This is a genomic window from Actinomycetes bacterium (genome assembly GCA_024222295.1).
Taxonomy (GTDB): Bacteria; Actinomycetota; Acidimicrobiia; order Acidimicrobiales; family Microtrichaceae; genus JAAEPF01.
This window is the reverse complement of sequence record JAAEPF010000023.1, coordinates 322908-349530: the sequence shown is the minus strand read 5'-3', so window position 1 is coordinate 349530 and position 26623 is coordinate 322908. Positions and strand designations below refer to the sequence as shown.

General features: G+C 67.1%; 30 protein-coding genes and 1 tRNA gene. 20 read left to right on the top strand and 11 right to left on the bottom strand.

Annotation, left to right across the window (positions count from 1 at the left end; all coding sequences use genetic code 11):
• Window positions 1-13: 13 nt before the first annotated feature.
• On the bottom strand, window positions 14-499 hold the full coding sequence (locus GY812_07510; protein MCP4435326.1) for a glutathione peroxidase: 486 nt from the start codon (window positions 497-499) through the stop codon (window positions 14-16).
• 94 nt (window positions 500-593) lie between these two features.
• On the opposite strand from GY812_07510, the gene GY812_07505 reads away from it, so the two are divergent.
• Together GY812_07505 and GY812_07500 are read left to right on the top strand one after the other, a co-directional pair.
• A complete protein-coding gene (locus tag GY812_07505; GenBank protein MCP4435325.1) occupies window positions 594-1487 on the top strand; it encodes an AraC family transcriptional regulator in 894 nt (297 codons plus the stop codon).
• A gap of 16 nt (window positions 1488-1503) precedes the next feature.
• Window positions 1504-2379 (top strand): DUF2510 domain-containing protein, encoded by an 876-nt coding sequence (locus tag GY812_07500; GenBank protein MCP4435324.1) that lies wholly within the window; start codon window positions 1504-1506, stop codon window positions 2377-2379.
• A gap of 71 nt (window positions 2380-2450) precedes the next feature.
• Here GY812_07500 and GY812_07495 read toward each other — a convergent pair whose 3' ends face one another.
• On the bottom strand, window positions 2451-2927 hold the full coding sequence (locus GY812_07495) for a hypothetical protein (protein ID MCP4435323.1): 477 nt from the start codon (window positions 2925-2927) through the stop codon (window positions 2451-2453).
• A gap of 314 nt (window positions 2928-3241) precedes the next feature.
• Between GY812_07495 and GY812_07490 the strand changes: the two genes are divergently transcribed.
• From GY812_07490 to GY812_07480, 3 genes are all read left to right on the top strand, one after another.
• Window positions 3242-4615, top strand: a complete 1374-nt coding sequence (locus GY812_07490) for a thioredoxin (GenBank protein ID MCP4435322.1) — start codon at window positions 3242-3244, stop codon at window positions 4613-4615.
• Window positions 4612-4887 carry a hypothetical protein gene (locus GY812_07485; GenBank protein MCP4435321.1) on the top strand — a complete coding sequence of 92 codons (276 nt, stop codon included), beginning with the start codon at window positions 4612-4614 and terminating at the stop codon, window positions 4885-4887. Before GY812_07490 ends, GY812_07485 begins: the two co-directional genes overlap by 4 nt.
• Before the next feature lie 322 nt (window positions 4888-5209).
• Window positions 5210-5533, top strand: coding sequence for a hypothetical protein (locus tag GY812_07480; protein MCP4435320.1), 324 nt, complete (start codon window positions 5210-5212; stop codon window positions 5531-5533).
• A gap of 417 nt (window positions 5534-5950) precedes the next feature.
• Here GY812_07480 and GY812_07475 read toward each other — a convergent pair whose 3' ends face one another.
• On the bottom strand, window positions 5951-6793 hold the full coding sequence (locus tag GY812_07475) for a class I SAM-dependent methyltransferase (GenBank protein ID MCP4435319.1): 843 nt from the start codon (window positions 6791-6793) through the stop codon (window positions 5951-5953).
• Window positions 6794-6990: 197 nt separating this feature from the next.
• Here GY812_07475 and GY812_07470 point away from each other — a divergent pair, with 197 nt between their 5' ends.
• The 4 genes from GY812_07470 to GY812_07455 all read left to right on the top strand — a co-directional run bounded on the left by GY812_07470 (window position 6991) and on the right by GY812_07455 (window position 10492).
• On the top strand, window positions 6991-7515 hold the full coding sequence (locus tag GY812_07470; protein ID MCP4435318.1) for a hypothetical protein: 525 nt from the start codon (window positions 6991-6993) through the stop codon (window positions 7513-7515).
• A gap of 228 nt (window positions 7516-7743) precedes the next feature.
• Window positions 7744-7819 (top strand) — tRNA-Lys (locus tag GY812_07465).
• Window positions 7819-10062: a glycoside hydrolase family 31 protein gene (locus GY812_07460; GenBank protein ID MCP4435317.1), complete on the top strand. Its 2244-nt coding sequence runs from the start codon at window positions 7819-7821 to the stop codon at window positions 10060-10062. The genes GY812_07465 and GY812_07460 overlap by 1 nt, the downstream gene beginning before the upstream one ends.
• A 64-nt stretch (window positions 10063-10126) precedes the next feature.
• A complete protein-coding gene (locus GY812_07455; GenBank protein ID MCP4435316.1) occupies window positions 10127-10492 on the top strand; it encodes a hypothetical protein in 366 nt (121 codons plus the stop codon).
• Between the two features lie 37 nt (window positions 10493-10529).
• Here the strand turns inward: GY812_07455 and GY812_07450 are convergent, their stop codons facing one another.
• The 4 genes from GY812_07450 to GY812_07435 all read right to left on the bottom strand — a co-directional run bounded on the left by GY812_07450 (window position 10530) and on the right by GY812_07435 (window position 14375).
• Window positions 10530-11675 carry an ABC transporter permease gene (locus GY812_07450; protein MCP4435315.1) on the bottom strand — a complete coding sequence of 382 codons (1146 nt, stop codon included), beginning with the start codon at window positions 11673-11675 and terminating at the stop codon, window positions 10530-10532.
• Between the two features lie 71 nt (window positions 11676-11746).
• Window positions 11747-12901, bottom strand: a complete 1155-nt coding sequence (locus GY812_07445; GenBank protein ID MCP4435314.1) for an ABC transporter permease — start codon at window positions 12899-12901, stop codon at window positions 11747-11749.
• A gap of 3 nt (window positions 12902-12904) precedes the next feature.
• The gene (locus GY812_07440; protein MCP4435313.1) at window positions 12905-13834 is read right to left on the bottom strand and encodes an ABC transporter ATP-binding protein; all 930 of its coding nucleotides are present in this window, start codon (window positions 13832-13834) and stop codon (window positions 12905-12907) included.
• Window positions 13835-13868: 34 nt separating this feature from the next.
• Window positions 13869-14375, bottom strand: a complete 507-nt coding sequence (locus tag GY812_07435) for a hypothetical protein (protein ID MCP4435312.1) — start codon at window positions 14373-14375, stop codon at window positions 13869-13871.
• A gap of 49 nt (window positions 14376-14424) precedes the next feature.
• Between GY812_07435 and GY812_07430 the strand changes: the two genes are divergently transcribed.
• Window positions 14425-15117, top strand: a complete 693-nt coding sequence (locus tag GY812_07430) for a hypothetical protein (protein MCP4435311.1) — start codon at window positions 14425-14427, stop codon at window positions 15115-15117.
• A gap of 27 nt (window positions 15118-15144) precedes the next feature.
• Here the strand turns inward: GY812_07430 and GY812_07425 are convergent, their stop codons facing one another.
• Both GY812_07425 and GY812_07420 read right to left on the bottom strand, forming a co-directional pair.
• Entirely contained in the window at window positions 15145-16215 is a 1071-nt protein-coding gene (locus tag GY812_07425) for a glycosyltransferase family 4 protein (protein MCP4435310.1), read from the bottom strand.
• 9 nt (window positions 16216-16224) lie between these two features.
• Window positions 16225-16866, bottom strand: a complete 642-nt coding sequence (locus GY812_07420; GenBank protein ID MCP4435309.1) for a nitroreductase family protein — start codon at window positions 16864-16866, stop codon at window positions 16225-16227.
• Window positions 16867-17045: 179 nt separating this feature from the next.
• Between GY812_07420 and GY812_07415 the strand changes: the two genes are divergently transcribed.
• Together GY812_07415 and GY812_07410 are read left to right on the top strand one after the other, a co-directional pair.
• On the top strand, window positions 17046-18455 hold the full coding sequence (locus GY812_07415; GenBank protein ID MCP4435308.1) for a hypothetical protein: 1410 nt from the start codon (window positions 17046-17048) through the stop codon (window positions 18453-18455).
• 108 nt (window positions 18456-18563) lie between these two features.
• Window positions 18564-19619 (top strand): site-2 protease family protein, encoded by a 1056-nt coding sequence (locus tag GY812_07410; GenBank protein MCP4435307.1) that lies wholly within the window; start codon window positions 18564-18566, stop codon window positions 19617-19619.
• A gap of 209 nt (window positions 19620-19828) precedes the next feature.
• Here the strand turns inward: GY812_07410 and dut are convergent, their stop codons facing one another.
• Complete coding sequence (gene dut / locus GY812_07405) at window positions 19829-20362, bottom strand: dUTP diphosphatase (protein ID MCP4435306.1); 534 nt, start codon at window positions 20360-20362, stop codon at window positions 19829-19831.
• Here dut and orn point away from each other — a divergent pair.
• The 6 genes from orn to GY812_07375 all read left to right on the top strand — a co-directional run bounded on the left by orn (window position 20307) and on the right by GY812_07375 (window position 25210).
• On the top strand, window positions 20307-20852 hold the full coding sequence (orn, locus tag GY812_07400) for an oligoribonuclease (protein MCP4435305.1): 546 nt from the start codon (window positions 20307-20309) through the stop codon (window positions 20850-20852). The two genes, dut and orn, sit on opposite strands and share 56 nt — an antisense overlap.
• Window positions 20853-20873: 21 nt before the next feature.
• Window positions 20874-22025 carry an MBL fold metallo-hydrolase gene (locus tag GY812_07395; protein MCP4435304.1) on the top strand — a complete coding sequence of 384 codons (1152 nt, stop codon included), beginning with the start codon at window positions 20874-20876 and terminating at the stop codon, window positions 22023-22025.
• A gap of 355 nt (window positions 22026-22380) precedes the next feature.
• Window positions 22381-22746, top strand: coding sequence for a WhiB family transcriptional regulator (locus tag GY812_07390; GenBank protein MCP4435303.1), 366 nt, complete (start codon window positions 22381-22383; stop codon window positions 22744-22746).
• Between the two features lie 155 nt (window positions 22747-22901).
• Window positions 22902-23531 (top strand): TlpA family protein disulfide reductase, encoded by a 630-nt coding sequence (locus GY812_07385; GenBank protein MCP4435302.1) that lies wholly within the window; start codon window positions 22902-22904, stop codon window positions 23529-23531.
• Window positions 23528-24496 carry a cytochrome c biogenesis protein CcdA gene (locus tag GY812_07380; protein MCP4435301.1) on the top strand — a complete coding sequence of 323 codons (969 nt, stop codon included), beginning with the start codon at window positions 23528-23530 and terminating at the stop codon, window positions 24494-24496. Before GY812_07385 ends, GY812_07380 begins: the two co-directional genes overlap by 4 nt.
• A 9-nt stretch (window positions 24497-24505) precedes the next feature.
• A complete protein-coding gene (locus tag GY812_07375; GenBank protein ID MCP4435300.1) occupies window positions 24506-25210 on the top strand; it encodes a hypothetical protein in 705 nt (234 codons plus the stop codon).
• On the opposite strand, the gene pdxH is transcribed toward GY812_07375, so the two are convergent.
• Window positions 25211-25864 carry a pyridoxamine 5'-phosphate oxidase gene (gene pdxH, locus GY812_07370; protein MCP4435299.1) on the bottom strand — a complete coding sequence of 218 codons (654 nt, stop codon included), beginning with the start codon at window positions 25862-25864 and terminating at the stop codon, window positions 25211-25213. It abuts the gene before it with no gap.
• A 35-nt stretch (window positions 25865-25899) separates the two neighbouring features.
• Between pdxH and GY812_07365 the strand changes: the two genes are divergently transcribed.
• Window positions 25900-26286 (top strand): CrcB family protein, encoded by a 387-nt coding sequence (locus GY812_07365; GenBank protein MCP4435298.1) that lies wholly within the window; start codon window positions 25900-25902, stop codon window positions 26284-26286.
• Entirely contained in the window at window positions 26283-26615 is a 333-nt protein-coding gene (locus GY812_07360) for a hypothetical protein (protein MCP4435297.1), read from the top strand. The genes GY812_07365 and GY812_07360 overlap by 4 nt, the downstream gene beginning before the upstream one ends.
• Window positions 26616-26623: the final 8 nt, after the last annotated feature.

The window sequence follows — 26623 nt, the reverse complement described above, 5'->3', positions numbered from 1 at the left end:
GCGACGGAGCGCCTCAGTCGATGGCGGCCTCGATCGCGGAAACCACGGACGGATCGTCGGGCACAGTGGTCGGGTCGAAGCGTGTGATGACGCTGCCGTCAGAGCCGATCAGGAACTTCTCGAAGTTCCACCTGATGTCGCCGGTGTGGCCCTCGGCGTCGGCTGTGTCCACCAGCTGCTCGTAGAGCGCGTGACGGCCTTCGCCGTTGACCTCTACCTTCTCGCTCAGCGGGAAGGTGACTCCGTAGGTGGTGGAACAGAAGGTGGCGATCTCGTCGGCGGAGCCGGGCTCCTGTTCCAGGAACTGGTTGCACGGCACGCCGAGCACGGTGAACTTGTCGCCGCCGAAGTCCTTCTGGAGCTGCTCGAGCTGCTCGTACTGCGGCGTGAGCCCGCACTTCGAGGCGACGTTGACGAGCAACGTCACCTTGCCTCTCGCGTTGGCCATCACATCGGCCGAGCCATCGAGCGCCTTCAGGTCCACGTCATATGCGGTCATGGTCCCGGAGGGTAGTGCCGCCCTGCCGGGCGTGCGGCGCGACCTCAACGGAGGCGACAGCCAAACCGTAGATGCCGCAACTACCGTCTCGATCATGGGCAGCTATCTGGTGCAGAGCGCTATCGCCCACGAGGACGTCGACAACCGCGATTCCGAGGTCAGCATGCTCGGACCCGACGAGCCTCGCGAGCTGTGGACCTGGGCTGCGCATCCCGACTTCACGATCGGGCGCGTCCGCCGTACGGCCAACGTGGTCACGGAGTGGACTGTGACCGCCCAGGGAAGCCTGAGCTTGCCCTGCATCCTCGATTGCGTCCCGGTGGCGGGCGGATTCCCGATTACCAATTCCGACGCCGTGGTGTGCCCGAAAGGGGCGCGTGGGTTCACCCTGGTCCGCGGCCACACCGACGAGATCGTGATCACCGAGACCTCCACCGCGAAGATCGGTCTCGGCGCCGTACCCGGGCGCGAGATCCTCGAGTGCAACCTCGACACGCTCGACGAGATCCGCCAGTGGTGTGTTGACCGGTTGGACGCCTCGCAGACAGCCAGGGTCGAAGTCGACTCGGCAGAACTACGCGAGATGGTCGAGCGGTTGCTGCTGCAGGGGCATCCCAAGCGCGAAGGCCAGGCAACAGCCGAGTTGGTGGAACAGGCGCTGTTCTTCATCAACGACCACGAGCCGACGTCAGCTGAGGCGGTCTGGGAAGCCCTGGGCGTGTCCAGGTCGACTCTCTACAAGGCGTTCAGCGACGTGCTCGAGATATCGCCCTCGCGGTGGATGACCATCAAGCGACTCAACCGGGCGCGCGTGGACATACTGCGCAACCTCACACCGGTCGCCGAAGCGGCGCAGGGGCAGGGCTTCCACCACGCCGGCAACTTCGCGCGGTACTACCGGGAGTTGTTCGGCGAACGCCCGCGCACGACTTTCGAGATGGCCCGGGTGCGTGCCGGAACGAATGGTCGCCAGCCCAACAGGTTGTGAATCCTCGCATCGCTGGTTGACTTGGGCCATGGAGCCCAACTGGTACCCCGACCCCAACGATCCGTCGATGCTGCGCTGGTGGGATGGCAACCAGTGGACTGAGCACACCCACGCAGCTGCCGGCGACGGTGTCTCCGTGTCAGGAACCCCGGATGCGGCTTCCCAGACCGGCCAAACGCCAGGCGCATCGGCTGCCGGCAGCTCCACTCTGCCCGAGTCGATCAGGACGTCGTCGCTATTCAAGGACAACCAGGAGACCGAGACCTCGGGCCGGTTCACCACACAGAACCGCGCCGTCGCCAAGGTGACAGGGCTCGCGGCCACCCCCCTGTTGGTGAGGCGCGGAGCGATGATCGCCTACCAGGGGGATGTGTCGTTCTCGTACGAGTCCACCGGCGTGAAGCGCAAGCTGAAGGCCATGGCGACGAGTGAGGGGATCAAGCTGATGCGCTGCGAGGGGGCTGGCGAACTGTTCGTGTCCCATGGCGGGGAGAAGCTGCACTTCCTCTCACTGGGTGAGGGCGAGGCGATGTCGATCAACTCACGGTCGCTTCTCGGCTTCGATGCGACGATGACCTGGGACATCGAGGTCATCAAGGCGGGCGCAGGCGCGATGGTGGCCGGCGGCTTGTTCAACGTGCGGCTGACCGGCCCGGGCACGTTGATCCTCGCCACGGACTGGCCACTGGTGCTCGACACCACCGAGGCCCGCACCCTCGTCGACCCCAACGCTGCAGTTGCGTGGTCTGCGCACCTGAAGGTGACCGTCCGTTCGACCATGAGTGCCGGTGCTCTGATCGGCCGCGGATCAGGTGAGGCCTTCCAGCTCGAGTATTCCCCTGGCGGGTTCGTGATCGTCGAACCGGAGCCGGTGGTGGGCGTCCAGGCCTGACCTGCCGGCACCAAGGTGAGGTGACCGACCTCCATGCCATGCACCTCCGCGATGTGCGTGCCGACAGGCCGCTACGTCACCGTGACCTTCCCGCACCCGAGCAGCACGTGTTCGTCTCTGGTGTTGATCTCGTCGCGGAACTGATTGAGTGCCACGACGCAGACGGTCACCTCGCCGGCCTCGACCGGCACCGTGATGTCGAAGCCATAGGGATGACCCGGGTGCACGTAACCGTCCAGGCTCAGCGCGTACAGGGCAGCGGTGACGTCAGGCCTGGCTGCGTTGGCGACGAACACCTGCGCGACCCACTCACCGTTGATCATCAGCACCACCTTCGTAGGCGGCCAGTCGACTCCGAAGTTCGCGAACTCGGTGACCCATCCCGTGACCCGGACCTTTCCCTCGCCTCCCGACACGGAGTCGAGCACACCGGTCGGGTTGACCTCCCCGACGTCAGGGGGCCAACTGACCGGTTGGCAGGCCGCGGCAAACAGGGCCCCAGTGGCCAGCAACGCCAGAAGGACTGTCGATCTGATAGTTCGTCTCATGACACGCCTCCCTTGCTCGTCGGAGGGGAGCCGGGGGATGCCCCCCTCCAAACCCCATTCTATTTGTTGCCACCACAATCAATAGGCGGGCTTGGCCACCTGCCAACTCGAGAGGTTGGTGGGTACGGACGGTGAAGGGTCCACGACTTGCCGCGCAGGCAAGCAAGGAAGACGCGCCCGAGGTCGGACGGGCACGCACTGCGGCGACCAGAACGGCCGTTAGCATCACGCCGGTGAACACCTTGTCTACAAACCCGGAGCTGATCCGGGACGGGTTCGTGGCCGTGGTGAAGCGTGACTGCCCGACCTGTGTGATGGTCGAACCGGTTCTCGGTGAGATCTCCGGTTCGCGTTCGTTGGTCACGCTGAGCCAGGACGATCCGTTGTTCCCAGGCTCGGTCGACGGCGTGCTCGATGACACCGACCTCGACAACTCGTACCTGCTCGGCATCGAGACCGTGCCGACCCTGATCAAGTTCGTCGACGGGGTCGAGGAAGGCCGGATCGCGGGATGGAGCCGTCCGGAATGGGAGTCGTTCACGGGGTTGTCGGTTCTGGGAGCGGACCTTCCCGAGTTCCGGCCCGGCTGTGGGTCGATGTCGGTCGACCCGACCCGTGTCGGCGAGCTGAGGGTCCGCCACGAAGGGGACCGTCTCGCCAGCCGTCGGGTAGAGATAGCGGAGCTCGAGGACCCCATCGAGGCCCTTTACGACCGGGGTTGGTCAGATGGCCTGCCGCTGGTACCGCCGACCCCCGAACGCGTTCTCGCCATGCTCGACGGAACCGAACGCAACCCCTCCGACGTCGTCGTGCAGGCACCGCCCGACCTCGTGGACTGCACGGTCGAGAAGATCGCCATCAACGCCGTCATGGCCGGGTGTCGGCCCGAGTACATGCCGGTTGTGCTGGCCGCGCTCGAAGCAGCGTGCACCAGCGACTTCAACATGCACGGCTTGCTGGCAACGACATACTTCGCCGGCCCGGTCGTGGTGGTCAACGGCCCCGCTCGCAGGGAACTCGACATGAACAGCGGCATCAACGCGCTCGGCCAGGGCAACCGCGCCAATGCCACGATCGGGCGGGCGCTGCAGTTGACCATCCGAAACGTGGGCGGCGGACTGCCCGGAGGTATCGACCGGGCCGCGATGGGCAACCCGGGCAAGCTCACGTTCTGCTTCGCGGAGGACGAGGAAGGCTCTCCTTGGGAGCCCCTTTCCGTCGAGCGGGGCATCGACCCGGACACCTCGGCCGTCACCCTGTTCGCAGGCACCGGCGTGCAAGGCATCGTCGACCAGATCTCGCGCGAGCCCGAGTCGCTGGCCCGCAGCTTCGCCGCGTGCCTGCGGTCGGTGGGTCACCCCAAACTGGCGATCGCTTTCGACGCTGTTCTCGTCATTTCGCCCGAGCACGCCCGCGTATTCGCAGAGGCCGGGTGGAGCAAGGCCCGCCTGCGCGAGGAGCTTGACTCACTGCTCTCGATCAGCGGAGCCGAACTGGCTCGGGGGGCCGATGGAATCGCCGAGGGGATGCCACCGGAATTCGCGGGTGCGGACCTGCCGAAGTTCCGACCCGCCGGCCTGCTCATCGTGCACGCCGGCGGCGGAGCGGGCATGTTCTCTGGCATCATCGGGGGCTGGGTGTCGGGACAGACCGGCAGCGAACCAGTGACCAGGGAGGTCGGACAGTGAACGTGATCCTGGACCCCACAGGTGAACTGAATCCTGCCGATCGGCCACTGTCAGATCGATTGCCGTCACTGAGTGGCCGCACGGTGGGCCTGCTCGACATCACAAAGGCCCGCGGCAACGTCCTTCTGGACCGCATCGAGGGTCACCTCGTGGATCGCGGGGCGAAGGTCCTGCGCTTCTCCAAGCCGACGTTCACCAAGCCGGCCCCCGACGATCTGCGCCGCGACATCGCCCAGCAGTGCGAGGCCGTGATCGAGGCGCTCGCCGATTGAGGCAGCTGCACGTCGTGCAGTTTGCATGACATCGCAGATCTGGAACGGCGAGGAGTGCCCTCGATGTTCATTGCCTCCTCCGAGTTCATCGACGCGGCCGACACGCAGGCCAAGGCCCTCGGCATCGACGCGGCGCGGGTGTTCGTGCCCCATCCGATCCAGGACCGCACCGACGAAGAGATGGAAGCCCTCGCCGACCAGGTGATCGACGAGGTCGTGGCGGCAATCACCCGCTGAACCGCCGTCGGCGGGAACAGATCCCCTCGGCCAGCGGTTCTGGAACCAACGAAGCAAGCCGCTGGCCTACGGCCTCGGCATCATCGTGGCCTTCTACGTGCTCCACGCGCCCGCAATCGCAGCCACGCTCCGGATGGTCCTCGACTGGGACGACGAGGAGGCGGCAAGTGCGAACGACTTCACCGCAGACATCTTCTGGGATCTCTACTCCATCTCACCTCTCGCTCTCGGAACGGTTGTGGCCGCAATGTCGTTCGTGCTGCTGATTGCATTCATCGAGCTGGTGATCCGCCCGATCAGACCATTGCGGAGCTTCCTCGGAGTCACCCGGGAGCGATTGCCGGGCTACCCGCGCGGCACCGACACAACGAATGACGGCGACCAGACGACCCAGCGCCACGGCCCGTGAGGCGCAGCCCTCGACCCCTCTTGCGGATTTGCCAGATCAAGCACCGTCATCGATGACGAGCCCCTCACCACGGCTCATTCTCTTGCGCGTTTTCTCGCGGATAATCTCGCAGTCCCGGGCCTCTGGAGCTGCAAGAAATCAAGCCCCAGCGCGCGCCAAAGCGCCCCCTTCGGGGTGTCGGGTCCGGCTATCTGGAACGGAGTCGGTTGCTTGTTGGAACCGGCGGCTTGGCGGGTCAGGCCACCGCCAGCTGGTTGTCGTCGCCGAGCGCCCATGTCGGACTCCGTTCGAGACCGTCCGCACAGCTGAAAAGGTGTCAACTATTCGATGGTCATCGGTCCCTGCAAACGGGCCGCTCTCGCCGTGACAGTAGACAATCGCACGGGGGGGTCGGCGGATCTTGTCGAACCGTCTGGGTCACTTGTTGGCAGTGACGATCCAAGTTGCGGACGGGCAGATCACACCCTCTGACGTGGTCCAGGTCGAAAGCGCTTCGCTGAGCTCAGACCGAAACGTTGCGAACTTCTCTGCATGGGTCTTGGCCAGTGCCTGCAGCGGCGGCATGAGATTGGTCATGAACGCGATCGCTTCGTCGAGGTCGTCGCCGAGGTTTAGATCGGCCTGTCGTGACGTCAGTACGACATCGGACCATTCGGCATCGTCGAGGACGGCGTTGAGACGGTCTGGATCGCCGAGCGAGAAGGGACCTGGTGCTGTGGGATCTGTGCCGAAGGGCATCTCTACGTGGTTGGAGGCGATGCTCAGGGGTACCGACGCCCATGGGTTCTCCTTCGGCGACTGCCAGCACACGAACGACAAGCGGCCACCGTCACGCAATGCTCGCCGCATGTTGGCAAGCCCCGCCGTAGCATCCGCGAAGAACATGACACCGAAGCGGGAGTAGACGCAATCGGCATCGGGGCCCATGTCATCGAACATCGCATCGGCAACTGCGAAAGTGATGTTGTCGATGCCGTGGCCGGCCGCGAACGTCTCGGCTCCCTCGATCATGGTTGGACTGATGTCAAGAGCGGACACCCGGCCGGAGTCGCCAACACGCTTTGCCAGCTGAACGCTGCTGGTGCCGGCCCCGCAACCGATGTCGATGATGAACTCCCCCTTGGTGGGTGCGAGCGCATCCACGGCAGCAAGGCCATGGTCGTTTGCCTGCTGGTCGAAGTTGTCACGTTGTTCGGTCCAGGTCGTTCCTGCAGCGGTCCAGAACTGGGCCTGGGCATCGTTGACGCTCGAATCACTCATCGCACATCCCCGGTCGGCGGTGCAGAGACACTAACTGGGTGTGGTTGACGCTGGTCGGCTGCAGGGCACCCTGGGCTTCCGGGTGCTAGTCACGCCCCTCCTCGGTCAGGAGATCAGCGACCTCGCCGAGTCACTCGAGGTGGTGGGATGAGTCAGAGCACTTGCTATACAACATTAAGGATGCCTAACATCGCCGGATGGCGAGACCCACCAGAGAACTGATCCGAATCGCTGCCGCGCTGGTCCACAGCACTCCGGGGGCGACGTTGCACGTCGAGTCCACCGCGGGAGCAGGCCTTCTGGTGGGATCCGGACCAAGCGCAGAGGTGACGGCTTGCCAGTTCCGGCGTGTGGTGCTCGCCAAGCCGACCGTCGGTGAGCCGGATCCGCTGGAGTACATCGCAGGACTGAGCATTGGCGGCTCCCTTGAACCGATCGGGGGCGGGCTGCACCGCGAGCGGGCTGCCGGAGGCGAGCGAATCGTGGTGACGTCCCAACTCGGTCCGGTGCTCATCGAACAGTTGCTGCGGGGGCTGGAGACGGCCAACGTGTCGGTGTCGGGTGCCAGCGCTGCGATCGGTGTGGACCACGCGCTCGGGACCTGCATCGTTTCGATCGCTCACGACAACCCGTGCGCGCTCCACGAAACCGCAGCCGTCGTTGCCGGCACCCTGGCAAGCGAGGAAGCCATGCAGTTCGCGAGGAGCCTCGAACGCAGCTGACGGGTTCAAGGCGGTGCGGTGACGGCGGACTTTGCCCATCTCGTGGGTGAGCCGGAGTGGGGACGTGCGGAACGAGGCTGCCCAAGACGATGCGGAATGCAACAGCCGAACCAGCTCAAGATTCGTGGACCTGCTTGACCGCCAACACCCGCAGGGCACGCTCAGCGGCGGGTGCTGGTCCCACCCCCATTCTCTTGCGCGTTTTCTCGCGGATAATCTCGCAGTCCCGGGCCTCTAGCTCAGTTGGTAGAGCAGTGGACTTTTAATCCATCGGTCGTGGGTTCGATCCCCACGGGGCCCACCATGCGATACCGATCTACCCGCCCGACGAGCGGGTTCCTCGCCGCCCTTGCCGCGGCTGCGCTCCTGGCCGCTGCCTGCACCGACAACTCGGATGGTTCCACGACCACCACGCAAGCCGAAGGGCTGGAGCCGTCGCCTCGGATCGAATGGTCGATCGAGGAGCGTGAAGGCAAGACGGTCATCGACACGGGCGAGATGGAGCTCACGGTTACCGACGAACCGTTCTTGATCACGGCGAAGCGCCCCGAGGATCCTTCGCCATTCGTCACCGAGTCCGGCGGCCTGTTCATCCTGCGCGACGGCGAGCGGCTCACGATCGAGTCGGCCACAGCCGTGAAGACGAGCGACGACTCCGCAGCCTTCGAGGTCGCCTTCACCGACGGCTCGACAGGAACCGTGACGGTAGGCAGGACTGAACGGACCGATCAGCGCAACGACACCGTCAACGTGTCGCTGACACCTGACGACCTCACCGGTGTGACCGGGTGGGGCGAGAGCTTGGCCTCTCCCGAGGGGGAGCTCATCTACGGCCTCACCGAGCGGATCTCGGAGGACTACCGCGACTCCGAGGTGTTCCCCGCTGCGGTCGGCTCCCTCAACCGGCGTGGCGAGCGAATCGACATGTGGATCGAGCCGACCATCTCCGGATATGCGCCGTTCTTCCAGAGCTCCGCCGGCTACGGCATGCTCGTCGACGGTTACATGCCGGGCGTGTACGACCTGGCGGCGACGACGCCCGGAGTGCTCGACATCGAGTTCGAGTGGGATCCGGATTCGGATGCGGCGAGCTTCCACCTGTTCTCCGGGCCGGGCCACCAGCAGGTCAACGACGCCTACCACGCCCTGACCGGACGGCCACCGGAGCCGCCCGACCATGTGTTCCTGCACTGGCGTGGCCGTGACGAGCACCCGGTCGCAGAGCCGGTCGCAATCGACGGCGTCGAGATGAACGCGACCGCAGCCGAGGACCTCTCGATCTACGAGGAGTACGAGATACCCGCCGGTCTGTACCGATTCGACCGGCCATGGACCTCGGGGGCGGTCGGGTTCGCGGAGTGGGAGTTCGACCCGGAGCGCTTCCCCAACGCCGAGGACATGCTGGATGTGTTCTCCGACCGCGGCTGGAAGATGCACGTATTCACAGCACCTTGGGCAATGGGCAGCCTCGGTGAAGAAGCGCGCGAGCTCGGCTTCCTGGCACCCAACAGCGACCCGAGCGGCGGCTCGGAGCTCGTTGGCGTGTCGGTCGACTTCACCAATCCGGAGGCGGTCGAGTGGTACCGGGACAATGTCATCGACTTCCTCGACGGCAACGAGGGTCGTTACATCGACGGGTTCGTGATGGACCGTGGCGACGAGGCCGACGTGTCCAGCGAGGTGACCGACATCTGGCACGACGGACGCAACGGCCGCCAGGTGCACAACTGGTATCCGACCGAGTACGCGGAGATCTACCGCGACATCATCGACTCGGAGCGACCCGACGACGGTTACCTGCTCATGCGGGCCGGCTACACCGGTTCGCATGCCGACGTGATGCGCTGGGGCGGCGACACCCACGGACGCGACGGATTCGCGATTCCCGAGGTGGAGTTCACGCCCGAGGAGTCACCCTCGACCGACAAGGGTCTGCGCTCGGTGCTCATCTCGGTGCAGCGCGCGGCTTTCATGGGCACCCCGTTCTGGGGCAGCGACATCGGCGGCTACAACGGCTGGCTCGACCCCGATGTGTACGCCCGATGGATCGAGGTGGGCTTCGCCAGTCCGATCATGCGTTTCCACGGCCGAGACGGCTCCCCTTGGAACGTGCCCCCCGATGGCTCCTTCAGCCAGGAGCTGATGGACATCTACCGCGGCTACATCGTGCTGCGCCACGACATGAATTCGTATCTGGCGTCCACTGCAGAGCAGGCCGTCAACGAGGGCATGCCCATGGCTCGACCGCTGGTGTTCATGTGGCCCGACGAGCCCGGAGCGATCGATCGCTGGGACCAGTGGATGCTTGGCGATGACCTCCTGGTGGCCCCGGCGTGGGAGTCCGGCACCCGCGAGCGGACCGTTTGGGTGCCGCCGGGCGACTGGGTGGACTTCTGGGACCGCGAATCGAGCGTGGAGGGCCCTGTCGAACTGACCGTCGAAGCCCCACTCGGCAAGCTGCCGATGTGGGTGTCAGAGGATTCGCCGCTGCTCAACATCGAGCCCTCAGCCGAACTGCAGGCCCGCGCCGGCGGCCAGGAACCGTGATGGTGCGGCGGTTCAGGGGTTCCGTTACCCATTGCGGTCCGCCAGACGCGAAACTGGTGGGGTCATGACCGACACGCCCCTCGCGAACCCGTCCCCTGCCCCCGCCGCCGGTCAAACGGCCGAGGCGCAGGAAGCCGCATCTGAGGAAACCGCCACCCGCGTCTTCAGCCAGTCGGTGGTCATCTCCGGCATCCGCTGCGTGCTCGCGTACGTGATCTTCCCGTGGGTGCTGCCGGCGCTGGGAGTCGCCGGGGGTGTGGGCCCGTGGATAGGCATCGTGATCGGCGTTGTGGCCATCAGCTTCAACATCGCCTCGATCAGGCGCTTCTGGATAGCGGATCACCGCTGGAAGTGGCCGATCACCGTGATCAACCTCTCGGTCATCGGGCTTCTCCTGGCTCTGCTCGTGATCGACTTCGGCAACCTCTAGAGCCCTGCCCGGCGGTTTCGTTGTTGCTGGATCACGCTCAGCGTGATCCAGCGCGAACAGAACGGCCGGCGAACACCCAGGCCAGCGAGAGCAGCACCACGGCCCACAGCGCCAGCATGGCGAAGTTGGGCCACAGGTCTGCCACACCGTCACCGTCGTAGGCCGACGACAGGATCGCGTCGACCGCCCACGCGTGTGGAGTGAGGATCTTCGCGACCACCTGCATGCCGGTCGGTGCCAGAAACAACGGAAACATGCAGCCGCCGAGCGCGGCCATTCCGATCCCCAGCGGCACGCCGACGCTCACAGCCGCGTCGGGTTGGCTCAGCAGCGCTCCGATCAGCGTGCTGGCCGCAGCGGAGACGATGCCGAACATCACGATCACGATGCCCATCACCCAGAGGCTCCCCCAGTCCACCCCGTACGCGAGCACGGCCATGACCGTGATCACCACGGCAAGGGTCGAGGCCACCAGGAACCTGCTGGCGCCCATCCCCAGCAACATGTCACTCGCGCTGACCGGGCCTGCGACGGCGCGGCCGAGGATCCCCTGGCGGCGCATCTCGATGAAGCCCGCACCGGCGGTGAGCGAGTTGATGAACATGAACAGGATCATCTGGCCGCCGGCGGTGAACGCATAGTTGGATCCCCCTGACTCGGCGCCGACGATCCGGTAGTCGACCTCCGATGGGGAGAGACCATCCACCACGTCGCCGGCGAGCTCATCGGCTCCCTCTGAGCCAGCAGCCTCGAGTTCGCGCTCCACGGTGAGGCGCGCCGCCTGGGCGTCGATGGCCTCCGACACCGCGGAACGGACCAGGGTCGAAGTGGAGCTGGTCGGCTCCAACAACAACTCCACGTCTGCGCCACCCGCCTCGAGCGCCTCGGCAAAACCCGCCGGGACAACGATGGCGGCGCTGACCTCGTCGATCCGCACGTCGCGTTCGGCCTCGCGACGGTCGCCGCCATCGCGGAGCGCGAACCCGTCGGTGTCGCCGAGCGCAGAGAGCAACCGTTGTGACGCCTCGGTGCGGTCGTTGTCCACAACCGCCAGGATCACGTCGACATCATCGGACGGAATGAACGACCCGATCGCGACGATCAGGACGAACGGCAGCACGGCCACGAAGAACAGCGCCAGCCGGTCCCTCGACAGCCGGCGAAGGTCGTTGGCAACGACCACCCGCACAACCCGCGCCCTGCTCGGAACAGACCCTCTGCGGGCAGTCTCGGACGGTTCCTCGACCTGCACGCTCACCTCAGCCGCCTCCGCAGCAGCCGCCCACCCAGCAGCATCCCACCGATTCCGATCACCAGCATCCACGCGAGCAGATACCACACGTCGCCGAGGCTCTGGCCGCCCGGACCGAGCTCGATCAGCGCCCGCATCGCCGCCCCGTTGGGCGTCATGGTGCCGATCACACCCAATACTCCCGGCAACAGCGCGCCTCCGAAGAACGATCCTCCGATGATCGCGAAGCTGAACGCCAGGACGTTCGTCCACGACTCGGCCTGGAGTTCGCTGGAAGCAACTCCGACGACTATCCCGAGCATCCCTGCGACCGACACGATGAAGACCGACACGACGACCACCACGTTGACGGGATCTCCCCAGTAGGCACCGAACGCCAACGTGGAGACGCCGACCACAGCCACCGCGGCGAGTGCTCCCTGAACCATCACAGTCGTTGCCGCTCCCCCGACCACCTCGCGCATCGACACCGGCGATGCGCGCACCCGGTCGAGGATCCCGTCGGATTCGTCGCGCAGCAGCGAGCGGGCCGTGACCCCCAGCCCCAGGAACAGGAACACCGCGAACGGGCCGAAGTAGGTCGGCGCATCGAACGACTCGGAGAACTCGGCCTCGCGCACGGACACGACCGGCTCGACCGGGTCGCCACCCAGCGCAGCGCCGGGGTCGAGACCGGCTCGGTCCAGCGCGATCGCCACCGCACGTTGCAGGTCGGTGGTCCCTGCAACCGAGTCCGCAAGCCCCTCGGCGACCGAACCGGCGATGGCGTTGTCACCGGCGGCGAGCACGACCAACGATTCCGGAACCCCCACCACGGAGTCGCCGTATCCAGGCGGGATGACCATGACCGCGCCCTGGGCGCCGTCCTCCACCATCTTCTCGAGCCCTGACAGGTCCCCGTCTTCTGGAGCGTCGATCAGCTCCATCTCGATAGGACTCCCTGCCAGGCCGTCGGAGAGACCACTGGCTATGCCCGCTGACAGATCGGACCCGTCGAGGTCGACCAGGGCCACCTTGATGGTCGGCCCACTCCCACCGAACGCCAGTGCGAGCACGAACCCAAGGGCCAGGGGTCCGACGATGCCGAGCAGCAACACCGAACGGTTGCGCAGTCCGCGGCGCACGCCATTGCGCGCGAGCGTGAGCGTCGCCGGCATCCGTCAGTCCCTAAGGGCCTTGCCCGTGAGATGCAGGAAGACGTCCTCGAGGTCGGGTTCCTCGACCGCCACGCCGCCCACCCTCACGCCTGCATCGTCGGCCTTGCGCAGCACCTCACCAAGCACGCTTCCGGCCGACTGCACCACCACGTCCACCCGGTCGTCACATGGGGTCACAGCGACGACTCCGGGCAGTGCCTCGACCGAGTCGCCGAGCCCCGCCAGGTCACCGTCGCCCGAGATGCGCACCACCGGGTGTTCGCCCACCAGGGCAACCAGCTCTGATGCAGTTCCCTCGGCCACCAGGCACCCTTCGTCCATGATTCCGATGCGGTCACAGAGCCGCTCGGCTTCCTCCATGTAGTGGGTCGTGTAGAGCACAGCCATGCCTGAGGACTGCAATTCGGCAATGCCGGTGAGAATGGCGTTGCGCGACTGTGGGTCGACACCGACGGTCGGCTCATCGAGGATCAGCACATCGGGTTGGTGCAACAGGGCTGCGCCGATGTTGCAGCGCCGCTTCATGCCTCCCGAATAGGCCTCGACCCGCTCACCGGCACGATCGGTCAACCCGATCAGCTCCAGCACCTCATCGACCCGCTTACCAAGGTGCTCTGAGGACAATCCCTGGAGCCGGCCGAAGAAGTCGAGGTTCTCCCTTCCCGACAGGTCGCCGTAGAGCGCCAGCTCCTGTGGCACCAGGCCCAGGTGTGACTTGGCCACACAGCGGTCAGTCCTCATGGGCTCACCGAGCACCGTGACCGTGCCCGAGTCCGGAGCCAGGAGACCACACGCCATCGAGATGGTGGTGGTCTTGCCCGCACCGTTGGGGCCGAGCAAGCCATAGGTCTCGCCTGCCTCGATCACGAAGCTGACGTCATCGACCGCCCGGCGCTCCCCGAATGACCGGTGAAGTCCTTCGGCTACGAGCACATCCACGCCGCGACCATAGACGGCACACACGGGGCTAGAGGCGAGCCACCACCAGTCCGGCGCCCGCGGCCACGCCGGCTCCCACCAGCACGGCCACAGCACTGTGGAGTGCCCCGAGCCCACCTGCCAGGTCCACCGGGCCGGCCAGTGCAGCGGCTGCTGCCACGGCGCCCAACACCAGGTTCATGACTGCGTGGCCGACGCTCGGTGCGCTCGGGCGCACCCCGATGCAGCCGCAGTCATCGAGGCCCCTTCGCCGGGCGGCCAGCACGACGAGCGCGAATGCGGCGAAGGTGGCCGCCACCAGCGCCGCGACCGCGCGTGCCACCGGTCCGACCGCCATCAGTCCTGCGGCTCCCAGCAACACCTCGACCACGGCGAGCACACGAGCACCCGCGTTGGGCAAGGGCAGTTCGAGCGCAAGCATCGTGGCCTGCGTCGCGCGCGGGTCTGCCAGCTTCGCCACACCCGACACGACAAGCACGAGGCACGTCACCCAGTAGGCAGCATCCAGCACCGACATCGGGCGAATCGTACCCACGGGCGCGATGGTGGGTATCGTCTCGGTAACGTGACACCAGGGGGTCACCGTGGCCTCAGACAGGCCCACCAAAGACGACGAAGCGCTGTCCATGGTGGACGAGCAAACTGGACCGCCCGTTGCTCCCGGCCTACTCCGTGGACGGGCGGCGCTCGCCATCGCAGCAGTGGCGGTGGGCCTAATCGCAGCAGTGGTGATCGTGTCGGTCTCGGCCGCAAGCAACACCGAGACCGCCGACGAGCCTGATGTGGCCGGCGGGGTCGACATTGCCGACGACGATCCGGACAACGTTGTTCACGACAGCACGGCGGGCGACTTCGACGTAGTGCTCAGGGAAACAGGCGACGGGGTGCTGGCCCTTCAGGTGGCCGATCCGTCGACCCCGGTGTCGAGTGAGTCGGACACGCGCCATTGCGCGCTGGTCACCCTGGACGGGCCTGCCAACCTGGAGGCGTTCGGCTGCGTCGACCCCACCATCGCCGGTGACAGCGAGCTCCGACTCAGCTCGCCGGGTGACCCACGGATCGGATGCGCCGCGATCGCGGTGCGTGAACAGCAAGGCGGGGCCTCCACGCTGGATGCAAGCAGCGAGTTCACGATCCTGCCCGGTGACACACTGCCGAACGGCACCTACGACGTGACCGTGGAGATCGTGTCCGGATTCGGCGATGGCTGCTCTCCGGCTGACGGCGAGGGCATCGAACGCATCGCCACTGCGAGCGGCTCTGTCGAGGTCGGCTGAGCCACCACCCCGCACCTCACTGGCAGGTCAGGACTCGAGAACCTCGCGGTACAGAGCCTCCCAGGCGGCGACGCCTGCGGCCATGTCGAAACGCTCCAGCCCGATCTCTGCGGCTCGGACGCCCATGCGCCGGCGCAGCTCGGGTTCGTCGTGCAGCCGGCGAACGGCGTCGGCGAGCGCGTCGACGTCCTCCACGGGCACCACGAAACCCGTCTCGCCGTCGTCGATCGCCTCGCGCACGCTGCCCACCTCGGTGGCAACAACGGGTACACCTGCCTGCATGGCTTCCTGGATGGTCACCGGAAACGCCTCCAGTCGTGAGGGCAGCAGGTACACGTCGAAGGTCGGATACAGGTCGCGCGCACCCTCTGAGAAGGGTCGCAGCTCGACCCGGTCTCCTACTTCGAGATCCTCGATCAGCGCTTCGAGGTTGGCGGTCTCCCAGCCCTCGCCGATAACCACCAGTCGGTAGCCGTCGCCGAGTTGGCCCACCATGCGGATCGCCAGGTCGATCCCCTTCACCGGGTCGTGCCGGCTGAGCATGCCGACCGTGAAGTCCTCCGTCGACCGTGGCGGAGGGTCAAGCTCGACCACCGGGACGCCCGAATGGATGACCCGGAGCGACCCGGGCGGCAGATCACCCAGCAGCTCGATCAGCTCGGCCGCGCGGTGACCCACGGTCACATGCGCGGCCGCACGACGGGAGGTGACCAGTTTGAGACGCTGGGACATCGCAGACCAGGTACCCACCGGAGAATGCTCCATGACCACGTAACGCTGGCCGGGGATCGACATCGCGGCCACGATCGCCCACTGGCACGATGACATCGACGACAGATTGAAGTGGATGATGTCGGCGTCGAGCGCACGGAACGCCTTGCGCGTCTGCCACATCCCCACGACGTCTCTTCGGTCGCGCACTGGTGGAAGGACGCTGTAGCGCGCGCCGGGGCGCCTGGAGGCGAGCCAGCGAACCACTGCCTCATCGGGACCGAGGACGGTCACTGCCATGTCGTCGGAGAACCGCTCGATGAAGTTGCCCATCGCCGACTCCGCGCCGCCGCGCTCATCTGCGTCCGTGTAGACCGCCAGGTGCATGGGTGTCCGTCAGCCCGGCTCGTGACCCTGCCAGGCCCTGTTGCCGAAGCGGTCCAGGTGTACGACCTCGCCGACCGGCTTGCGCGTGGTGGGGCCGTAGCGGCCGCGTGGCCAACCGAGCGGCACCATGCACACCGGCTGGGTGTTGAACGGGAGCCCGAGGAGCTTTCGGGCCTTGGTCAGGCCCCAGAGGGGCAAGGTGATCAGCGAGGCGCCCAGCCCCATCGCGCGAGCGGCCAGCAGAAGGTTCTGCACGCTCGGGTACACCGAGCCGTAGTGGCTGGACTGGGACAGATGGATCGGAGCGAGGCGCATGGGGCCCACGAGGCACGGCACCACAATCACGGGGATGTCCTCGAAGTTGTCGACCTGCCACTGCACGGCGCGCAGGATCTTCGCCATGTCGGCATCCCTGGCCACCACCTTCTCGCCGAGCCCTCCGTAGAGCTTCCAGGCACGGCGGTACTGCTCCGCGAAGGCGGCTTTCGTGGCACGGTCCTTCACGACCAGGAACTCCCAGTTCTGGCCGTTGGAACCGGTCGGCGCCTTCAGCGCCAGTTCGATGCAGCGCAGCACGATGTCGTCATCGACGTCGTCCGGCAGCACCCTGCGCACGGCGCGCTGCGTGAGCATCGCCTCGTCGAGCGGCATCGACAGCCGGTCGGCGACGGCGGCGTAGGAGCGGTCGCCCTCGGGGGCACGTTCGTTGATGGTGGCGGAGCCATCGGTTGCGGAGTCGGTGTTGTCGGCCATCGCTGCGGTGTTCCCCGGATCGTCGTCGTGGCTGCGATGCTACGGGCAACCAACGCATCGTGTGAAAGGAAGGCCGGTTGAGCGAACCGGATGAACGGACCGACTCGTTGCCGCCGGCCAGGCAACTGGTCAGCTCTGCTGTGAGGGCTGTACTCGGCCGGGTGGGCGCAGCGGCCGACACCGTGGATTCGCTGGAACGGGTACCGCCTGCGGGCACCGAAGACGGCGGGGTGGGCATTGCCGCGAGCGCCTGGGCGTTGGCGCGCACCGCAGGGGTGCTCGCCTCCGCACCGGTGAGCGCGCCCACGCTCGCGGTGGCCGCGCGACGAACCGCGGCGCTGTCCCGCGAGCGCACCGCCGCGTTCGGAGACCACTTGCGCGCAGTGATGGCCGGCGCGCCGAGCCCACTGCCCGCCCGGTCGACCAAGCGGATCGACGGCCGCCAACGGTGGCTCATCACATCCGATCTCCACCGTTGCATTCCGGGCCGCGTCGACTGGCCGCGCAGGCAACGCACCAAGGACCTCTACGCGCGCATGCTCGGACGGTATGCGGACCGCGGCTGGGGCCTGATCGAGAACGGCGACGTCGAGGACTTCTGGATGGTCGGGGGCACCACGTGGGGTGCCTTCTACGACATCGCCCGGATGGCCGGGAGCGTCGCGTCGCCGTTGGACCGCACACTGGAGGTGGAGCTGCTCGGTGAACAACTCGACCGCATCGTCGACAACAACGCACTGATCTACCGGACGATCCGCGATCGGTTCGCCGCCGAGGGCAGGTACCACCGCACGGTCGGCAACCATGACGAGGCATTGGCGGACGACGAGGTCGCCCGGCGGCTGGGGGCGCACCTTCCCGGCGTGGAACCGGTCGACAGTCTTGTGTTGGTTGACCCCGGAGTCGGTCGGGATGCTGACAGCGTGAGCGATGCGGCCGACGTGATGGCTGTGGTGGCGCACGGACACCTCACCGACTCCTGGAACGGCCCGGGCTTCAGCGCACTCGGAAGGGCCATCACATGGCTCGGGCTCGGCCTCGAGGAGTTGCCCACCCCCGGTGCCGGCGAGGGGCTGGCGGACGAGGAGGCCGTGGAGCGGCTGCTCGATGGGCGGGGACGCAACCGGCTGGTGAGCCTCGACCCGCGCTTCGGCGGCAACCGCCGATTCGACAGCCTGGATGAGGAGCTTCTCTTCGCTGCGTTGGCGGCAGATGCACCGGCTGATGGGTGGCCCTGGCTGCTGTTCGGCCACACGCACTACCCGATGCTGCGACCGGTCGACGAGCACGGCGAGCCCACGTTGTACGCCAACTCGGGCACGGGTGTGCTCGACGCGGCTGTCTCGGCAATCGAGTGGGAGCCGTCGCGGGCGGATCCGGTCGGCCTGGTGATCTGGCGCGAGGATGGTGACGGCCTGTGCCGTTACGAGATGGAGGCCGACGGGAACACCCTCGCGGTCGCCCGCGTCGCAGACATCCCCACCTGACCGCCAATACCGGTGAGCGGCTGCCCACGTAAAGTGCTGAAAGCGGTCACAACTGCCCCCATCAGGTTCTGGCATCGCATGAGACTCCGTGAAAGACTCTGTTGAGACATGGCGAGCGATGCGACGGAAACAGACCGGCTGGGCGAACGGCCACCCGTCGAGCAGCAGGGCGACAAGGGACATCCCGACCCCGTCGTGCTGCGCGACGACCCCGCCCCGGTGCGCGCCCTCACGGCCTGGCGACGCGCCGGCCGCTCCGAAGGCACGAGGAACGAGTTCAACCTGTTCCGGGCCTGCGGACTCGCGATCGCGATAGGCCTCATCTGGCAGTGGGCACCCGGAGCCGTCGCCTTCATCGGGATCCTCTCCGTGCTCGTGTTCCTGCACGAACTCGGCCACTACGCCGTCGCCCGGCGCGTGGGCATGAGGCCCACCGAGTTCTTCATCGGCTTCGGGCCCACGGTATGGGCCCGAACCGCCTCCAATGGACTCCGCTACGGGGTGAAGCTGATCCCTGCGGGTGGCTACGTGAAGCTCCCCGGAATGGGGCCCCGCGAGGAAGTCGAAGCATCCCTCGAGCCCTACACCTACCGCGCCGCGTCGCGCCGCAACCGCATGCTGGTGATCCTCGCCGGCGTGGCGGTGAACTTCCTGATCGCGGTGGCCCTGTTCGCCGGCTATGCGGCCGTCGAGGCCGACGCCGGACCGGTCGAGGCTGCGGGCGTCGGCGTCAGTCGCACCACCCAGGTAGCAACCGGCACACTCGACGGCCTCGGCACCCTGGTGTTCGGAGCCGACGACTATGCGAAGTCGGTGGCGTCCGGCGAGGTTCCCGAGAACCGGCTGGTCTCGCCCATCGGCGGCGCCCAGATCGCGGACGGCTTGATGGAGGGCGACGCATCGCGACTTTGGCTGCTCGCCGCGATCTTCTCGGCATCACTGGCGCTGCTCAACCTGCTGCCGCTGCTGCCACTGGATGGCGGCCACGCGGCGCTGATCGTCGTGGAAAGCGCATGGGCGCGGATCCGCCGCAAGCGCGACCTGCGGCTCGATCCCAACAAGTTCACGCCCGTGGCCGTGGCGGTGGTCGCGGTGCTGGTGACCATCTCGGCTTCAGCGATGTATCTCGACATCCTGCACCCGCTCGGCGACGCCGTTCGCTGACCCGGTCAGTCCTCGCCCGCGTAGGTGCCGAACGACCAGAGGTTGCCCTCGGCGTCGACCACGGTGAACACCAGTCCCTCGGGGTCGTACTCGGGGGATTCAGGCTCGAGCATCACCTCGGCTCCAGCAGCCACGCAACGGTCATGGGTCCCCCGATGTCGATTCCGTCGCTCCGGCGGAGCGTAGGTGAACCGGTGCCGCGCGTGACCTCAGATCCCTGTGTGACCGAAACCACCGGCGCCGCGCTCGGTGTCGTCCAGCGACTCGACTTCCACGAACTCGGGGTGCTCGACCGCCTGGATGACCAGCTGTGCGATGCGGTCACCGCGCTGGATCTCGAAGTCCTCCGCGGGATCGGTGTTGATCAGCAGCACCTTCAGCTCGCCCCGGTAGTCGGAGTCGATCAGGCCGGGAGTGTTGAGACAGGTGACCCCGTGCTTCAGCGCCAACCCACTCCGGGGCTGCACGAAGCCCGCGTAGCCGCGCGGGATGGCGATCGACAGCCCTGTGGGCACGAGCACCCGGTGGCCGCCTGCGCGGATCGTGAGGGTCTCCGATGACCGCAGGTCGACCCCGGCGTCGCCCGGCTTTGCGTGCGCAGGCAGCTCCAGGTCGGGTTCGGAACGTGTGACGGGTATCTCCAACACGGCAGCGAGACTACCGGCGCCAGTGCCGTAGCCTTGGCAGATGCTCGCCTGGATGGATCTCGAGATGACCGGCCTGGATGCCAACCGGGACTCCATCGTCGAGATTGCCACCCTCATCACCGACGACGACCTCGAGATCATCGCCGAAGGCCCCGACCTCGTGATCCACCAACCAGAGGACGCGCTCGCCCGAATGGACGAGGTCGTGACCAAGATGCACACCTCGAGCGGGCTGCTCGACTCGATCCGTGCCTCGGAGATCACCCTCGAGGAGGCCGGCAAGGCCACGCTCGACTTCCTCACCGAACACATCTCCCAGCCCCGCACGGTGCCGCTGTGCGGCAACTCGATCGGCATGGATCGCCGCTTCCTCAGCGTGCACCTCAACGACATCGAGGAGTTCCTTCACTACCGCTCCATCGACGTTTCGACAATCAAGGAACTGGCCCGGCGTTGGTACCCCGAAGAAATGGGCGGGCTGGCCAAGGGACCGTCGGCTCACCGTGCGATGGACGACATCAAGGAGTCGGTGGCGGAGCTGAAGTACTGGCGCGAGAAGGTCTTCCGCGCGCCGGAGGCCGGCTGAGCCGGCCGGTTGGGGGGAATCGTGGAAAGACAGGAGCGCCTGGCTGCGTCCGATCAGGTGGACGAGATGGCACCCGACGTGCTGCGCATCCAGATCCCGATCATGCTGCCCGGCCTGGGCCACGTGAACTGCTACGTGCTGCCCGACGAAAGGGGCGTAACGCTCGTCGACCCGGGCCTGCCCGACCCGATGTCCAACGCCACCCTCGTGGAACGGTTGGGCTCGGTCGGCATCGCACCGGAGCGGGTGCACACGGTGCTGGTGACTCACTCGCATCCCGACCACTTCGGTGGGGCGGGACGACTGCGCGCCGAGCACCACTGCGATGTGGTGGCACATGACAGCTTCGCCACACCGTTCGACCCCCAGCCGGTCGACCTCGAACTGACCGAGATCCCGATCGCCACCGACGGGCCCGCCACCGAGGGGCTGGCCGACGCCGGAGCCGATGTCGAACTCCCCGACATGGACGGTCCGGTCAACCGCAGGTTTGCATCGGTGCTGTTCGGCACCGGCGACATCCCAGACTTTCCTGTGCGGGAGACCCCCTACGGCGAGGACGGATTCAGGCTGCCCGCAGAGGAGCTGGAGTTCATGCGCTCCTGGGACGACCTGTCCAAGAAGGGGCTGCTTCAGCTCGCGCCCACCACCAGGGTGTCCGACTGCGAATGGATGACCATAGGCGGGCGCGAATGGCAGGCGCTGCACACACCCGGCCACACCGGCGACCACCTCTGCCTGTGGGACCCGGCCAGTGGGTTGTTGCTCTCCGGTGACCATGTGCTGCCCACCATCACCCCGCACATCTCGGGGCTGACTCCCAGCGACGACGCCCTCAGCGACTTCTTCACCGCCCTCGGACGGGTGGCTGCGCTGCCGAATGTGACCACCGTGCTGCCCGCCCACGGACTTCCGTTCTCGGACCTCGCCGGTCGGGTGGCCGACATCATCGAACACCACGACGAGCGCCTCGAGCGACTCATTGCGATCGGCGACGGAATCGGCCTCGCCGGCGTGCGCCCGTACAGCCACGAGCTGTTCGAGGAGCGCAACTGGGGACCGATGGCCGAGTCGGAGACCTACGCCCACCTGGAGCACCTGCGGCTGCTCGGGAAGATGGACCGCAGCACCGATGCCGAAGGCCGGTTGGTCTACAGGCCACACACCGCCTGACATACGGATTCCACAGCATCCGCCGTTAATCACTTGACGCATCCATCAGGGTGCTGTTTCGTAGAGCCGATGTTCACGAGCCCCACCACCACCTCCGCCCGCACGTGGCGACACGTGGTGACTGGCGCGGCCAGCTACGCCTGCGAGACCGGCACGATGATGCACATCTCCATCGACCCGAAGTTCGCAAAGGCCCTGAATGGCCGGCCAACCCGACGGGGAGCTCTTCAGCACTGACACACAGTGCAGACAAAGTTCCGCAGAGCCGTCGGGTGACAAACCCGGCGGCTTCTTCGTTTTTCGCCCACGCCCGCCAAACACCCTCACAACCACATACCCACGAGAAGGACTGACCATGAGCACCATCGCACCCGCACAGCCGGGCACCGACCCCACAGCCGAACTCCCCACCGGCTGGGAGGACGCTGCGGCCTGCCGCGACCTTGCCACCGGTGCGTTCTTCTCCGACGACCTCGACGACGTCGCCCGGGCGAAGCTCGTGTGCCTGTCATGCGAGGTCCGCGCCACCTGCTTGGACGCCGCCGTCGGGCGGCGCGAACAGTACGGAGTGTGGGGTGGCCACCTGTTCGTCGCCGGCAAGATCGTGTTGTCGAAGCGGCGCAGGGGCCGGCCCCCGAAGGTCCCGAGACCCCAGGACACCCTGCCTGAGGTCGAGGTGCCGGCCCCGTACCGTCGGCTCGTGGCCGCTCCGGTGGCCTGAGCAGCCGGCCACTGATCTGGTCCCGACTGCCCGGCGGCCCCGCCCCTTTCCCCCGGGGGTGGGGCCGCCCAGAGGGCCGGCGGACAGCAACGACGGTGCCACCAGGCGCCTGCTCGACCTGACCGCTGGGGACCCCATGGGTACCGTGGAGGGCCTTGGGCCCTCCACGTACCCCCGATTCCGAAGAGCCCGGCTCGCGCCGCCCGAAGCTGGACCCGCTGTCCCTCGCCGCCCTCACCGCGGTGTCACTGGCCATCGCCATCTTCGCCACCCTCGTGATCCTCAAGGTGTTCGGATCCGAGGACGACAGCAACGCCGTCGACGTCACCGACGCCATAGAGTCCGACGAGGGGTCCAGTGGCAGCTTCGAGGTCGGCGAGCCCGCGCCGGATGTGACCTTCGAGATACTCGGCGGCGGAGAAGGGAGCATCGCCGACTACGGCGGCACACCCCTGGTGGTCAACTTCTGGTCATCCACGTGCGCTCCTTGCCTGGCCGAGATGCCCGACTTCGAGTCGGTCCATTCCGAGCTGGACGGCGCCGTGGCCTTTCTCGGCGTCGACGTCACCGACACCGAGCAGGCCGGGCTCGACATGGTCGAGCAGACCGGCGTGACCTACCCGAATGCACGCGATCCGCGTGCCGAGGTGCTGGGGGCCTTCGGTGGGATCAGCCTGCCCCGGACTGTGCTCGTGAGCGCTGACGGCATTGTGATCGACACCCACAACGGCCAGATGAGCGCAGAGGAACTGCGCGAAGCGCTCGAGGACGGCGGCCTCACGTGAACACCAGTGCGCTGACCCTTGCGTTCATCGCGGGCGCTGTCGCGACGGTCAACCCTTGCGGCTTCGCGCTGCTGCCGGCCTACCTGAGCTACTTCCTCGGGCTGGACACCGCGGGCGACGCCGGCAGCGGCGAACCCGGTGCCGAACGACCCAACCCCGTCACCAGGGCTCTGGCGGTGAGCGCGGCGGTGACGCTCGGCTTCGTCGTCGTGTTCGGCGTCATGGGAATCATCTGGTCCTCTGTGTCGAGCTGGCTCGGCGGTCGTCTGCCCTACTTCACGATGGCGATCGGAGTGGTGCTCGTGGGGCTCGGCATCGCGATGCTGCGCGGGTTCGAGCCGGTCATCAACCTCCCCAAGCTCCAGCTCTCGGAACGCCGCCGGCAGCTTTCCTCCATGTTCCTCTACGGCGTGTCGTACGCGATCGCGTCGCTGAGTTGCACGATCGGCGTGTTCATCGCCGTCACCTCCACCACCCTCACCGAGTCGAGCTTCCTCGGTGGGGTGAGCACGTTCGTCGCCTACGGGCTCGGAATGGGCGCCACGCTGGCCGTTCTCACGATCGCCGTGGCCCTTGCCAAGCAGGGGCTGGTGGCCAGGTTCCGCAAGCTTCTGCCCCACATGCACACGATCTCGGGAGTGCTGCTCATCCTCGCGGGCCTGTTCGTGGCCTACTACGCGTGGGTGGAGGTCCAGGAGCTCAACGGCACCGGATCCTCGGCAGTCGTCGACTGGGTGCGCGACATCCAAAGCGCCCTGCAGCGTTGGGCAGAAGACCTCGGCGCGGCCCGGCTGGCGCTGGCGGCACTGGTGATCATCGGCGGAGCGGTCGCCATCTCGGTCATCCTGCGCCGCCACCGAAGCCGGATAGCCGGGACGCAGGCGGACGAGACGGCCGGCACGGCTGGGACGCAGGCGGACGAGACGGCTGGCAGTGGTGAGAAGGCGGGCGCGGAGCACCCGTAGAATCCCGGCGTGACCACCACTGACCTTCCCGCCGAACTGACCGACTCGCTCCCACTCGACGACTACCTCAGCGCCGTGCAGAGCGCGCTCGACCCCTTCGGCTTCACCCCTGATGCCACGCTCGCCGCTGTGTCGATCTGCCGCGACGAACTCACGCAGCACCTCTCGGGAGCCGTGGCCCGACGTTGGGGAGCACCCTTCTCGCTCGGCGGGCTCGGCGGCATCCCCACCCTCGGCCGCACCGGGTGGGGCGCCTGCCTCGCACACGTGCCCACCGAGGTCGACCGAGGGAAGCTGCTGGTGATCTGCCTGGCTCACATCGGCGTGGAGCCCGAGGCCGGCCTGTTCGTCAGGCCGGGCCAGCGCCGGGCTAGCGCCACGTGCGGCGCGGCCGCTGCCCTGCTGGCCGGCTGGGCCGATGCGGGGGCGCAGCCTGCGGCACATGAGGACAACGAGGCCGCGATGCTGCGCTCGCTGGTCGAGCAAGGAGCCGACGAAGCGCCAGGGAGCATCGTGGAACTCACCATGGCCATTGCCGCGGCCGCTCTCACCGAGGCCCGGCGCCAGGTCGAGGCCGCTTCCCCGTGGGACTCCATGGACGTGGCCCTGCTCGGCGGGGTGCAGGTGCACGCACCAGGAGGCGACCTGGTCCTGCCCGTGGGCGGTCAGTACCGCACGGGCCCCGACGAGGTGGCGGAACTCGAGATCGGCTGACTACGGAGCGAGGCGCTCGATGACCCACGGGGCATCGGGCGCGTCGCGGTGGTAACGGATCCGGTCGTGCAGGCGGCTGGGGCGGCCCTGCCAGAACTCGACGATCGTCGGCACCACCGCGTAGCCGCCCCAGAAGTCGGGCCTGGGGATCGGGCCGTCTCCGAAGCGGGCGACCTGGTCGAGCATCGCGGCATCCAGCGCGTCACGCGATGCGAGCACCTCGGACTGCGCGCTCGCCCAGGCGGCGATGCGACTGTCGCGGGGCCGGCTGTCGAAGTACTCGTCGCTAGTGGCATCACTCAGCTTCACTGCAGTTCCGTCAACGCGCAGCTGTCGGTGAACCGGAAGCCAGCTGAACAGCAGGCTGACCCTCGGGTTCGCCTCGATGTCGAGGCCCTTGCGGCTCGAGCGGTTGGTGAAGAACTGGAGTCGGCCGTTCTCGACGCCGCGCAGGAGCACATTGCGCGAGGACGGCCGGCCCTCTGCATCCACAGTTGCGAGCACCATCGCGTTGAAGTCATGAACGTCGCTGCTCGCAGCATGGTGGAGCCAGTCACCGAGGGCCACGATCGGATCACTGTCGAGCTCTCCGTCCGCGAGCGTGCCCCACTCGTAGTCAAACCGCTCGTTGAGGTCCGGGTATGACTCTGCCACGCCCCCAAGTCAACCACGCGCCGTAGGCTCATCCGGTGCTCGACCAGTGGGATCCCCGACAAGCCGCAGTCGTCTCGCTCGGTGCCGTCGTCGGGGCAGTCATCCGTTGGGCGGCCATACGTCTGTTCGGCGACTCAGCCATCGACGAGGTACTGCTGGCCGTCAACGTCGCCGGGTGCCTCCTGCTCGGGTTGGTGTCGCAACTGCCGCCACGGTTGGGCCCGGTCCAACACATGTTGGGTGCCGGCCTCGCCGGCACGCTCACGACCTGGTCGAGCCTTGCCCTGCAGAGCGCGACCGACATCCGTGCGGGAGCCTGGCTGGCCGCCGGTGCGTGGCTGGCAGCCAACCTGTTGATCGGTGTGGGCGCAGCACTCGCGGGACGTTCACTGGGCGTTCAGCGCTGGGGATCGACGCCGTGATCGCGGCAGCGGGCTTCGTGGTCGCCGCTGGTGCCTTCGCCCTCCTGCGCAGCTCGGTGATCTCCTGGCTCAACCAACCCGACTGGCCATGGGGCACCCTCGCGGTCAACACCGTCGGATCGCTGGCAGCAGGCGTCGTGGTGGCACAGGCACCGCAGTCCTGGTCGACCATCGTCGGCATCGCGGCGCTCGGGGCCCTGACCACGTTCTCGACATTCGCGGTCGAGGTGGTCGCCCTCGCAGGGAAGTCGCCCCTGCGCTGCGGCGCCTACGTCGCTGCAACCACGATCGGCGCAGTCGGCGCCGCGGTCGCGGGACTGGGCACCTGAAGCGACCG

Excerpts from the sequence above, each read along its gene's own strand:
- GY812_07510 (MCP4435326.1), bottom strand. The coding sequence starts at position 499 with ATGACCGCATATGACGTGGACCTGAAGGCGCTCGATGGCTCGGCCGAT.
- GY812_07505 (MCP4435325.1), top strand. The coding sequence starts at position 594 with ATGGGCAGCTATCTGGTGCAGAGCGCTATCGCCCACGAGGACGTCGAC.
- GY812_07495 (MCP4435323.1), bottom strand. The coding sequence starts at position 2,927 with ATGAGACGAACTATCAGATCGACAGTCCTTCTGGCGTTGCTGGCCACT.
- GY812_07490 (MCP4435322.1), top strand. The coding sequence starts at position 3,242 with ATGGTCGAACCGGTTCTCGGTGAGATCTCCGGTTCGCGTTCGTTGGTC.
- GY812_07475 (MCP4435319.1), bottom strand. The coding sequence starts at position 6,793 with ATGAGTGATTCGAGCGTCAACGATGCCCAGGCCCAGTTCTGGACCGCT.
- GY812_07470 (MCP4435318.1), top strand. The coding sequence starts at position 6,991 with ATGGCGAGACCCACCAGAGAACTGATCCGAATCGCTGCCGCGCTGGTC.
- GY812_07460 (MCP4435317.1), top strand. The coding sequence starts at position 7,819 with ATGCGATACCGATCTACCCGCCCGACGAGCGGGTTCCTCGCCGCCCTT.
- GY812_07455 (MCP4435316.1), top strand. The coding sequence starts at position 10,127 with ATGACCGACACGCCCCTCGCGAACCCGTCCCCTGCCCCCGCCGCCGGT.
- GY812_07445 (MCP4435314.1), bottom strand. The coding sequence starts at position 12,901 with ATGCCGGCGACGCTCACGCTCGCGCGCAATGGCGTGCGCCGCGGACTG.
- GY812_07425 (MCP4435310.1), bottom strand. The coding sequence starts at position 16,215 with ATGCACCTGGCGGTCTACACGGACGCAGATGAGCGCGGCGGCGCGGAG.
- GY812_07420 (MCP4435309.1), bottom strand. The coding sequence starts at position 16,866 with ATGCCGCTCGACGAGGCGATGCTCACGCAGCGCGCCGTGCGCAGGGTG.
- GY812_07410 (MCP4435307.1), top strand. The coding sequence starts at position 18,564 with ATGGCGAGCGATGCGACGGAAACAGACCGGCTGGGCGAACGGCCACCC.
- orn (MCP4435305.1), top strand. The coding sequence starts at position 20,307 with ATGCTCGCCTGGATGGATCTCGAGATGACCGGCCTGGATGCCAACCGG.
- dut (MCP4435306.1), bottom strand. The coding sequence starts at position 20,362 with ATGGAGTCCCGGTTGGCATCCAGGCCGGTCATCTCGAGATCCATCCAG.
- GY812_07390 (MCP4435303.1), top strand. The coding sequence starts at position 22,381 with ATGAGCACCATCGCACCCGCACAGCCGGGCACCGACCCCACAGCCGAA.